We start from the raw sequence: 10,695 nt of genomic DNA on the forward strand, positions 1-10,695 counted from the left end.
TCATCGGCCCGCACCACCCAGATTGCCGGCGAGGGCCCCCGTATTTTCCGCACCCGCGCCCGGACCCGCAGCGGCACCCGGACCCGCAGCCCGTTCGGCGCCCGCACCCGCCCCCGGACCCGCAGCGGCAGCCGTCGTCGCCCGGCCGGGCAGCGCGCCGACCGGACGGTCCGGGTGCTGCACCGCCGTGCCGACGATCCCGGCGAACCCGTCGGCGAAGGCGGCGGCGCGGCCGGGGCTGAACAGGTCACTGCTGTGGTGCAGCCAACCGGCCAGCCGCGCCCCCTCCTCCCGGACGGTGAGCAGCAGGTCGAACGGGGACCCGCCCTGACCGTGCCGGAACGGCTCGGCGGTCACCCCGGGCAGCCGGACCCGGCCGGTCAGGTCGCCGAGGAGCTGGAAGGCGACCTGGACCACCGGGTTGCGGCTCAGGTCGCGTTTCGGCCGCAGCGCCGTCACCAGCCGGTCGAAGGGGAACCCCTGGTGCCGGTACCCGGCCAGCGCCACCGCCCGGACCTCGTACAGCAGCTCGGTGAAGGTCACCCCGGCCGGGCAGGGCAGCCGCAGGGCGAGGGTGTTGACGAACATCCCGATCCCGTCCTCGGCCTCCTCGGTGCCCCGGTTGCCGGTGAACGTGCCGATCACCAGGTCGTCGCGGTCGGCGAGCTGCCCGACCAGCACGGTGAACGCGGTGAGCAGCACCATGAACGGCGTCGACCCGGTCGACCGGGCCAGGGTCCGGACCCCGGCGGTGACCTCCGCCGACAGGGTGAACCCGACGGTGGCCTCGGTGTGCCGCAGCCGGGCCGGCCGGGGCAGGTCGGCGGGCAGGTCCACGGTGGCCGGCGCACCGGCCAGGTGCCCGCGCCAGTAGTCCAGGTCCGCCGGGTCGGTGGCCGGCAGGGGAACCGGCGGCAGCGGGTCCACGCGTTCCGCCCGGCCCCGCCGGTGCCCGGCGTACGCCCGGCAGACGTCCCGCCACAGCACGTCCATCGACCAGTCGTCGGCGACGATGTGGTGGACGGTGGCGACCAGGACGTGCTCCTCGGCGGCCAGCCGGAGCAGGGTGACCCGCAGCAGCGGGCCCTCGGCGAGCGCGAACGGCTCGGCGGTGAGCCGGTCGACGGCCGCCTGCGCCCCGGCGTCGTCGGTCACCGTCAGCACCTCGACCGGTACCCGCGCCTCCGGGGCGACCTGCGCGTACGGTACGCCCCGGTGGGACCGGAAGGTGGTCCGCAGGGCGGGGTGCCGGCGTACCGTGTCGGCCACGGCGGCGCGCAGCGCGGACACGTCGACCGGGCCGCGCAGCCGGTACGACTCGACCATCGTGTACGTGGTCGATCCCGGGTCGAGCTGGTCGGCGAACCAGATCCGGTGCTGGGCGGCGCTGAGCGGCGTACCGGGCGGCTGCGCCGCGCCGCTGCCGCCCCCGGACCCGCTGCCGGCGTCGCTGCCGGCGACGGCGACGGCCACCGGGACGGTGGCGGTGCCCGCCGGAGCGGCGGCGGTGGTCGGGTCGGGGTCGGTGCGCCGCGCGGCGAGGTCGGCGACCGTGGCGGTGAGCACGTCGGCGGGGGAGAGCGACCAGCCCCACGCCCGGCGGATCCGGGCGCAGACCCGGGTGGCGGCCAGCGAGTCGCCGCCCAGCTCCACGAAGGTGTCGTGCACCCCGACCGGTCCGCCACCGAGCAGTTCGGCCCAGATGCCGGCCAGTCGGCGTTCGTCGTCGGTCCGCGGGTCGACCCGGTCGCCGTCGGCGAGCCGCCGGTGGTCCGGGGCGGGCAGGGCCGCCCGGTCCAACTTGCCGCTGGGGCTGACCGGCAGCGCCGGCACGGCCATGAAGACCGCCGGCACCATGTACCCGGGCAGCCGTTCGGCCAGGTGGGCCCGGAGGACCCGGACGGTGGGCGCGACGGCGGTGGCCACCACGTACCCGACGAGCTGGTCGGCGTGCACGGCGGTCGCGGCGGCCCGCACCCCGGGTACGGTCCGCAGTGCCGCGTCGATCTCGCCCAGCTCCACCCGGTGACCCCGGATCTTCACCTGGTGGTCGATCCGGCCCAGGTAGTCGACCGCCCCGTCGGGCAACCGGCGGGCCAGATCGCCGGTGCGGTACAGCCGGGAACCGGGCGGCCCGTACGGGTCGGGGGTGAACCGTTCGGCGGTCAGTGCCGGCCGGCCCAGGTAGCCCCGGGCGAGCTGCACCCCGGCCAGGCAGAGTTCGCCGATCTCCGCCGGTTCGCTGCGGTCGTCGAGGATGTGCGTGCGGGTGTTCGCCACCGCGTGCCCGATGCTGACCGGCTCCCCGGGCCGGCAGCGCAGCCCGGTGACCTCCACCGCCGCCTCGGTCGGCCCGTACAGGTTCAGCACCTCGCAGCCGATCAGTTCGTCCGCTCCGGCGACCAGGTCCGGGGCGAGCGCCTCCCCGCTGCACACGATCCGGCGCAGGGTGGGGAAGCGGGCCCCGGTGTCCCGCACCTCGGCGAGGAACGCCCGCAGCATCGACGGGACGAAGTGGATGCTGGTGATCCCGTACCGGTGGATGGTGTCGACCAGGTACGCCGGGTCCCGGTGCCCGCCGGGGCGGGCCATCACCAGGCGTGCCCCGGCGGCCAGGGTGCCGAAGAACTCCGGCACCGACACGTCGAAGCTGTACGGGGTCTTCTGCAGGACCCGGTCGTCGGGGCCCAGCGGGTACGCGGCCAGCCCCCACCGGACCCGGTTGACGATTCCCCGGTGCGGCATCACCACACCCTTGGGCCGACCGGTGGAACCGGAGGTGTAGATGACGTACGCCGGGTGGTCCGGGTCGACGTCGACCTGCGGCGCCCGGGTCGGCCAGCCGGCGGTGTCCCGGGCCACCGACACGACGTCGACGACCCGGTCCAGCTCGGCGAGGACCGGCAGGTCCGGGTCGGTCACCACGGTGTCGAGCTGCGCGTCGGCCAGCATGAAGGCGATCCGCTGCGCCGGGTACTCCGGGTCGAGGGGTACGTAACCGGCCCCGGCGGTGAGGATGCCGAGCAGCGCCACCACCATGTCGGTGCCCCGGTGCAGGCAGACCCCGACCCGGGACTCCGGGCCGATCCCGCGCGCGCGGAGCAGGTGGGCGAGCTGGTTGGCGCGGGCCACCAGCTCGGCGTAGCTGAGCTGCCCGTGGTTGGCGCTGAGCTGCCCGTGGTCGGCGACCACCGCCACGGCGTCCGGGGTACGCGCCGCCTGCGCGTGCACCAGCTCGTGCATCCCCGGCTGGCCCGGGTACGTCACGGCCGTGTCGTTCCACGGCGCGACGGGCGGCTCAGTCGGCATCCGGGTCCTCCGGTGGCATGGTCAGGAAGTCCGGCAGCCGGGTGCCGACACCGACCTGCTCGGCGGTACGCCGGACCAGTTCGGCCACCGCGAGGTCGAGCACGCCCAGACCGAACGGCGAGTACACGGTGACCCGCTCCGGGTCGTGCCGCCACCCGGTGCCGCCGAGGACCTCGCCGATGCCGGCGGCGATGAAGTCCCGGTTCCCGGTCTCCTGCTCGGCCAGGTGCAGCGAGGTGGCCGCCCGGCAGACGTGGTCGGCGTCGTCGACCACGTTGACCGCACCGAGGATGTCCGCCGGGAAGATGTCCCGCAGCGACAGGTGCAGCACCAGCGCCCCCGGTCGGCAGTGCGCCAGCCCCAGGTGCGGCACGCCCGCCGTGGTGGCCAGGCAGACCAGCGGGTGGGCGCCGAGCGCCTCCTCGGTGCTGCTGGCGACGGTCACCTTCAGGTTCCACCGCGCGCAGCGCCGGGCGAACGCGGTGGCCCGTTCGACGTCCAGGTCGAAGACGGTGACCTCGGCCAGGTCGGGCAGGACCGCCCGGAGGAAGCGCAGCACCTCGAAGTTGATCACGCCGCAGCCGACCAGGGATACCCCGGTGGCCGGCGGGGCGAGCGTCCCGGCGGCCAGGGCGGCGCTGGCGGCGGTCCGCCGGGCGGAGATCGTGGAGCCCTCGATCAGCGCGACCGGGTGCCCGTTCTCCATCGAGTTGACGATGATCGCGGCGGAGGCACGGGCCAGTCCCCGGTCGATGTTGCCCGGGAACGACGAGATCCACTTCATGCCGGCGACCGGGGTGTCGTCGTCCAGGAACGCCGGCAGCCCGATGATCCGGTTGCGGGCGTCGGACGGGAACCGCAGGAACACCGAGTGCGGCAGCACGGTACGCCCCTGCGCGTGCCGCACGTAGGCGTGCCGGACCGCGTCCAGGACGGCGTCCTCCCGGCCGGACAGGATCTGCCGGACCTCGCCGGCCGAGATGATCAACATGGCACTCCGTCCACGGTCGGGTCCTTCCACAGGTGGGCCACGTCGCCGAAGTGCGCGGTCACCCAGTCGTCGTCGTAGATCGTGTTCAGGTACCGCTCGCCCCGGTCCGGGAAGATCAGCGCGCAGGTCGCGCCGGCCGGGATCAGGTCACGGAGCTGCTCCACGGCGGCCACCACGGCACCCGAGGAGCCACCGGCGAGGATCGCCTCCCGGTGGGCCAGCCGGCGGCACCCGGTCACACAGTCCAGGTCGCCGACGTGCACCACCTTGTCGGCCAGCCCGTCCCGGTAGAGCTTCGGGCGGACCGCCGCGCCGTGGCCCGGGATCAGCCGCTTGCGCGGGGTGTAGTCACCGAAGATCGCACTGCCGGCCGCGTCCACCGCGACCATGGTCAGCGGCAGTTCGTGCGCCCGGGCGTAGTCCGCGCAGCCGCGCAGCGTGCCGCAGGAACTCGTCGCGCAGAACAGGAAGTCAACCGGGGTGGGGACCCCCTCGACGATCTCCCGCATGGTCGTCTCGTGGGCGCGGGGGTTCAGCGGGTTGGCGTACTGGTCCGGCCACCAGGCGTACGGGATGGTGGCGACCAGTTCCCGGACCCGGCGGATCCGCTGCGGCAGGTACTCGCCGGTCGCCGGGTCGGTGCTGGTCACCACCTCCACCTCGGCGTCGAAGGCCCGCATGATCGCGATGTTCTGCGCGTTCGTCCGGGGGTCCACCACGCAGATGAACCGGATGCCGAAGTAGCGGCACACCTGGGCCAGCCCGATGCCGAGGTTGCCCGAACTGGACTCGACCACCACCGACCGGCCGGGTTGCAGCTCCCCGGCGCGGATCCGGTCGATCAGCATGCCCAGCGCCGAGCGGTCCTTGATGCTGCCGCCCGGGTTGTGGGCCTCCAGCTTCGCCCACAGGGTGAAGGGGGCGTCCGGCATGAGCCGGTCCAGCCGGATCAGCGGGGAACCGCCGATCGTGCTCAGTACCCCACCGATGTCGGTCTCATCGGCCCGCACGTTCACTCCCGGTACGGGGATCCGCCGCCGCCCGCAGGGTGTTACCCGCGACGGTGTCGGTGCCGGGGATCGCCTCGGCCGGGTCGTCGGTGGTGCCGATCATCCGGTTGGCCTCGTCGACCATCACCACCCGGGGGGTGTACCCCTTGGCGTCCGGGTCCGGCACCGCCGCGTAGCTGATGATGATGACCAGGTCGCCGGGGTGGATCAGCCGGGCCGCGGCCCCGTTGATCCCGATGACCCCGCTGCCACGTTCCCCGGCGATGACGTAGGTCTCCAGGCGGGAACCGTTGTTGATGTCCACCACGTGCACCTGCTCGCCGGCGATCAGGTCGGCGGCGTCCATCAGGTCCTCGTCGATGGTCAACGAACCGACGTAGTGCAGGTCGGCCTGGGTGACCACCGCGCGGTGGATCTTGGACTTGAGTATGGTGCGCAACACCTTCAGCTCCTCCTTGGGTGCTCAATCGGCAGAAAGCTCGCTCGACGTACCGAGCGGCTCAGCGTCGCCAGGGCGGCGAGCAGGACCATCCAGACAGCCATCGACCAGGCGGCGTGTGCCGGCGCGAGGGACTCCAGCAGGTAGCCCCCGGCCAGGGAACCGAGCGCGACCGCGCCGTTGGCCAGCAGACTGACCGCGCTGAGCACCCGGCCCTGGATGTGGTCGGGGGTGAGCGCCATCTGGTACCCGGCGACCGCCACGTTCCAGATCGGCCCGACGAACCACATCAGGGCGTAGGCGGCACCGATCAGGTACAGGTCGTCGGTGACCGCGATGACGCAGATCATCAGCGCCCACACCCAGTTCGCGGCGACGACGACCGTGCGCATCGAGAACCGGCCCGCGCACCAGGTCGCCACCAGCGAACCGGCCACCCCGCTGGTGCCGGCCACGCCGAGCAGCAGCCCGATGGCGGCCGGCGCCGCGCCGGCTTCCTTGAACATCACGATGACGATCAGGAACAGGGCCCGGAACAGCAGGTTGCTCCCGGCGACCAGCAGGGTGGCCGTGCGCAGGAACGGCTGCCCCCACAGCCAACGCAACCCGTGGGTGAGTTCGGCGACCAGTTTCCCGGTGCCGGTCCCCGCGGTGCCGTCCGTCGTGGTGTCCGGGGCGTCGTCCGCCGCCCGGTCGGCCTGGAAGTCGCGGCGGATGAACAGCAGCGTCAGCAGCGAGACCAGATAGGAGACGGTGTCCAGCACGAACGGCCAGATCCGGCCCAGCCCGAACAGCGCACCGCCCAGCGGGGTGCCGGCCATCACCGCCGCGCGCTCCCGGGCCTCGTTGCGGGACAACGCCGTGGTCAGCTGACTCGGGTGCACCACGTTCGGGATCGCGGCACCGGCGGCCAGCTCGTACGCCACCGACAACGTCCCCTCGGCGAAGCCGACCGCCAACACGTGCCACAGGTGCAGCTCGTCGACGGCGATCGCCGCCACGATGCTGCCCACCCCGAGCGCCCGCAGCAGGTCGCACCAGATCATCACCCGCTTGCGGTCCCAGCGGTCCACCAGCGCGCCGGCCGGCAGCTGGAACAGCAGCGTCGGCAGCAGCGCGACGAAGCCGGCCAGCCCGGCGGCCCCCGGCGAACCGGTCATCGCCAGCACCAGCAGCGGGTACGCCACCAGCGACGCGGTCGAGCCGAGCATGGAGACCGCCGACCCGCTCCACAGCAGCAGGAAGTCCCGGTTGCGGTGCAGCGGCGGGATCTGCTCCCCGGCGACCGGATCGTCGAGGCGGCTCACGACTCGCCCCCGGTCCGGCGGCTGCCGGTGCGGCTGTGGGTGCGGGTGCCGCCCGTCGGGGCGCCCGGGGTCACCGGATGCTCCGACGGGCGGCGACGTCGGCCAACCGGCGCCGGGCGGTCAGCCCGGGGACCGCCGGCCGGTCGTCCACCTTCGGGTAGCCGGGCAACGCCCCGGCCAGCCGGGCCACGGTGGCGTGGTCGAACAGCGCCCGGACCGGCACGTCGATGCCGAGCAGGGTACGCAGCCGGACCGCGACCCGGGTGGCCAGCAGCGAGTGGCCGCCCACCTCGAAGAAGTTGTCGTGCACGCCCACCGCGTCGGTGCCGAGCACCTCGCACCACACCTGCGCGACGGTCCGCTCGTCGGCGGTACGCGGGGCCACCCGGACCGGCTCGTCCGGCCCGACGGCACCGGGTTGCGGTACCGGCAGGGCGTTCCGGTCGACCTTGCCGGTTGGGGTGAGCGGGAAGGCGTCCAGCGGCACGAAGGCGGCCGGGCACATGTAGTCCGGCAGGGTCCGCAGCAGGAACTCGCGCAGCTGCTCGCCGGCCGGTACCGGGTGCGGGTCGGCGCCGACCAGGTACGCGACCAGCTCCTGGCCGCCACCGATCCGCTGCGGGTGCACCACGGCGGCCCGGATGTGCCCGTGCGCCAGCAGCGCCGCCTCGATCTCGGCCGGTTCGATCCGGTGTCCCCGGATCTTCACCTGGTGGTCGACCCGGCCGAGGATCTCCAGGTGCCCGTCGGCGTGCCAGCGGGCCAGGTCCCCGGTCCGGTACATCCGGGCCCCCGGCACCCCGGAGTGCGGGTCCGGGACGAACTTCTCCGCGCTCAGCGCCGGCCGCTCCCGGTAGCCCCAGGCCACCCCGTCCCCGCCGATGTGGATCTCACCGGGGACCCCGACCGGTACCGGCTCGAACCGCTCGTCCAGGATGTACAGCCCGGCGTTCGGGGCCATCCCGAAGTCCACCGGCCGCCCGTCCGGGTCGAGCCGGGTGGTGGTGGACCAGACCGTGGTCTCGGTCGGGCCGTAGATGTCCCACACGGTGGCCCCGGTCGAGGCGAGCCGGACCGCCAGTTCGGTCGGCAGCTTCTCGCCCCCGCAGAGCACGGTGGTGCCGGCCGGGGCGGACCAGCCGGAGTCCAGCAGCATCCGGTACGTCACCGGGGTCGCCTGGATCACCGCCGGTGCGGCGGTGCCGATCAGTTCGGCCATCCGCTGCGGGTCCCGGGATTGTTCCGCGTCGGCCACCACCACCCGGCCACCGACCAGCAGCGGCAGGTACAGCTCCAGCACCGACGGGTCGAACGACACGGTGGTCAGGCCGACCACGGCGGCGCCCGCCGGCAGACCCGGCCGGTCCCGCATCGCGGCGAGGAAGTTGCCCAACCCCCGATGGTTGATCATCACCCCCTTCGGGGTGCCGGTCGAGCCGGAGGTGTAGATGATGTACGCCAGGTCGTCGACGGTCGGCCCACCGGTCAACCGGTGCGCCGGCCGGGCGGCGATCGTCGCCCGCTCGGCGTCCAGCAGCACCGACCGGATCCCGGCGGTGTCCAGCCGCCCGGCCAGCGCGGTCTCGGTCACCATCACCTGCGCACCCGCGTTGGCCAGCATGAACGCGGTGCGCTGCGGCGGGTAGTCCGGGTCCAGCGGCAGGTACGCGCCACCGGTGGCGAGCACCGCGAGGAACGCCACGACCAGGTCCGCGCTGCGGTTCAGGTGTACCCCGACCAGCGTCCCCGGTCCGACGCCCAGCTCCCGCAGGTGGTGGGCGAGCCGGTTGGTGCGGCGGTCCAGTTCGGCGTAGCTGACCACGTCGTCGCCGAAGACCACCGCGACCGCGTCGGGGGTGGCCGCCACCTGCCGGGCGACCAGCTCGGGCAGCGTCCCGTCCGGCACCGGCAGCGTCCCGCCGGCACCGAGGTCGAGCAGCCGGCGCCGGTCGGCGTCCGGCAGCCCGACCCGGCGCGGGTCACCCGACGGGTCGGCGACCATCGCCTCCAGCACCCGCCGGTAGGTCCGGGTCACCAGGTCCAGGTGGCCGTCGGCGATCCGGTCCGTGCCGGCCTCGATGATCAACTGCCCGGGTTCGCTGGACACGGAGAGACCGAACTCGTTCGGCGTGGTGTCGGTGATCGCGGACCGGTCGATGCCGTCGGAGTCGAGCACGTGCATGTCGGTGTAGTTGAAGAAGATGTCCACCAGGGGCTTCTGGTTGCCCCACTCGCGCTGCATTGCCGGCAACGGGTAGTACCGGTGCGGCCAGAGCGCGAGCTCCCCGGCGAAGACCGTGCGCGCCTGCTCGGCCCAGCTCGACCCGGTCAGTTCCACCGCGAACGGCACGGTGTTGAGGAACATGCCGCGTACCTGGTCGCCGTCGGTCAGCTCCGGCCGTCCGTTGCAGACCAGGCCACTGTGGAACCGCCGCTGTCCGGTCACGATGCCGAGCACGACCAGGTGCGCGGTGAACAGCAGGCTCTTCAGCGGTACGTCCGCCGTCCGGGCCAGGTCCCGCAGGCCCGGCAGCAGGTCGGCGAAGGGCAGCCGGACCGCCCGGTACGTGGCACCGGTGCCGGCCCACGCGGCCGGGATGTCGAGCCGCTCGTGGGTCTGCACCCGGGACGCCCAGAACTCCCGGTCCACCCCGGCGGCCACCGCCCGGCGCTCCAGCGCCACCGCGTCGGCGAACCGGACGGACGGCGGCGGGGCGGCCTGCGGATCCTGGCCGTCCCGGAGTCGGCGGTAGTACGCCAGCAGCTCCGGGACCAGCGAGTTCTGACTCCAGCCGTCCAGGATGGCGTGGCTGTAGCTGACCAGCAGCCGCCAGCGGTCGTCGGCGAGCTGGTACGCGTGCAGCCGCAGCAGCGACGGCGTACCCAGGTCGAACCGGTCCCGCCGCTCCTCGGCGACCAGCCGGGCCACCGTCGTCTCCTGCCCGACCACCGGCACGTCCCGCAGGTCGGTGTACCCGACCCGGATCTCCACCGCCGGGTGGATCAGCTGGAGCGGCTCGGTGTACCGGGTCAGGTCGATCGAGGCGCGCAGGATCTCGTGCCGACCGGCGAGCAGTTGCGCGGCGCCGTGCAGGGCCGGCAGGGAGAACGGCCCGTCGCCGTCGATCGGGTAGCAGAGGCTGTTCAGGTAGAGGTCCCCGGTCGGGTCGGCGAGCATCTCGTACGCCATGCCGGCCTGCACCATCGACAGCGGGTACGCGTCGACCACGCCTTCGGGGAGTCGGGCCCGGTCCTCGGCGGAGATCAGCGCGAACCGGTCCACCAGGCGGGTCGCCTCGGCCGGCAGCCGGCCCTCCCGGGCATCGAGGGCCTCGGCCAGTTCGGCGACCGTCCGGTACCGGAACAGGTCGGCGACCGTGACGTCCCGGCCCTGGCTGCGCAGGTTTCCGACGACCCGGATGGCGCGGATGCTGTCGCCGCCGATGTCGAAGAACCGGTCGTACGCGCCGATCTCGCCGTCGTAGCCGAGGGCGTGCGCGTAACCGGTCGCGATGAGGTGTTCGGTCGGCGTACGCGGTGGCGTGTGGTCCCGCTGCGGGGCGGCACTGTGGCCGGTGGGTGTGGGGAGGGCTTTGCGGTTGATTTTTCCGCTGGTGGTGAGTGGGAGTTCGGTGAGGG

At 73.6% G+C, this 10,695-nt stretch carries 6 protein-coding genes; all 6 read right to left on the reverse strand.

All coding sequences use genetic code 11. From position 1 onward, the window contains the following. Window positions 1–3,309, reverse strand: coding sequence for a non-ribosomal peptide synthetase (locus tag GSF22_RS08195; RefSeq protein ID WP_208812483.1), 3,309 nt, complete (start codon window positions 3,307–3,309; stop codon window positions 1–3). Beyond that, the gene (sbnB, locus tag GSF22_RS08200) at window positions 3,299–4,300 is read right to left on the reverse strand and encodes a 2,3-diaminopropionate biosynthesis protein SbnB (protein ID WP_208812485.1); all 1,002 of its coding nucleotides are present in this window, start codon (window positions 4,298–4,300) and stop codon (window positions 3,299–3,301) included. Before sbnB ends, GSF22_RS08195 begins: the two co-directional genes overlap by 11 nt. Beyond that, window positions 4,294–5,310: a 2,3-diaminopropionate biosynthesis protein SbnA gene (sbnA, locus tag GSF22_RS08205; protein WP_307803831.1), complete on the reverse strand. Its 1,017-nt coding sequence runs from the start codon at window positions 5,308–5,310 to the stop codon at window positions 4,294–4,296. The genes sbnB and sbnA overlap by 7 nt, the downstream gene beginning before the upstream one ends. Then, a complete protein-coding gene (gene panD, locus GSF22_RS08210; protein WP_208812487.1) occupies window positions 5,297–5,752 on the reverse strand; it encodes an aspartate 1-decarboxylase in 456 nt (151 codons plus the stop codon). The genes sbnA and panD overlap by 14 nt, the downstream gene beginning before the upstream one ends. A 2-nt stretch (window positions 5,753–5,754) precedes the next feature. Next, window positions 5,755–7,056, reverse strand: coding sequence for an MFS transporter (locus GSF22_RS08215; protein ID WP_208812489.1), 1,302 nt, complete (start codon window positions 7,054–7,056; stop codon window positions 5,755–5,757). A 70-nt stretch (window positions 7,057–7,126) separates the two neighbouring features. Then, window positions 7,127–10,695 (reverse strand): non-ribosomal peptide synthetase (locus GSF22_RS08220; RefSeq protein WP_208812491.1); only part of this gene is annotated, 3,569 nt, incomplete at its 5' end.

It is taken from the genome of Micromonospora echinofusca, from assembly GCF_017614955.1.
Classification (GTDB): domain Bacteria; phylum Actinomycetota; class Actinomycetes; order Mycobacteriales; family Micromonosporaceae; genus Micromonospora; species Micromonospora echinofusca_A.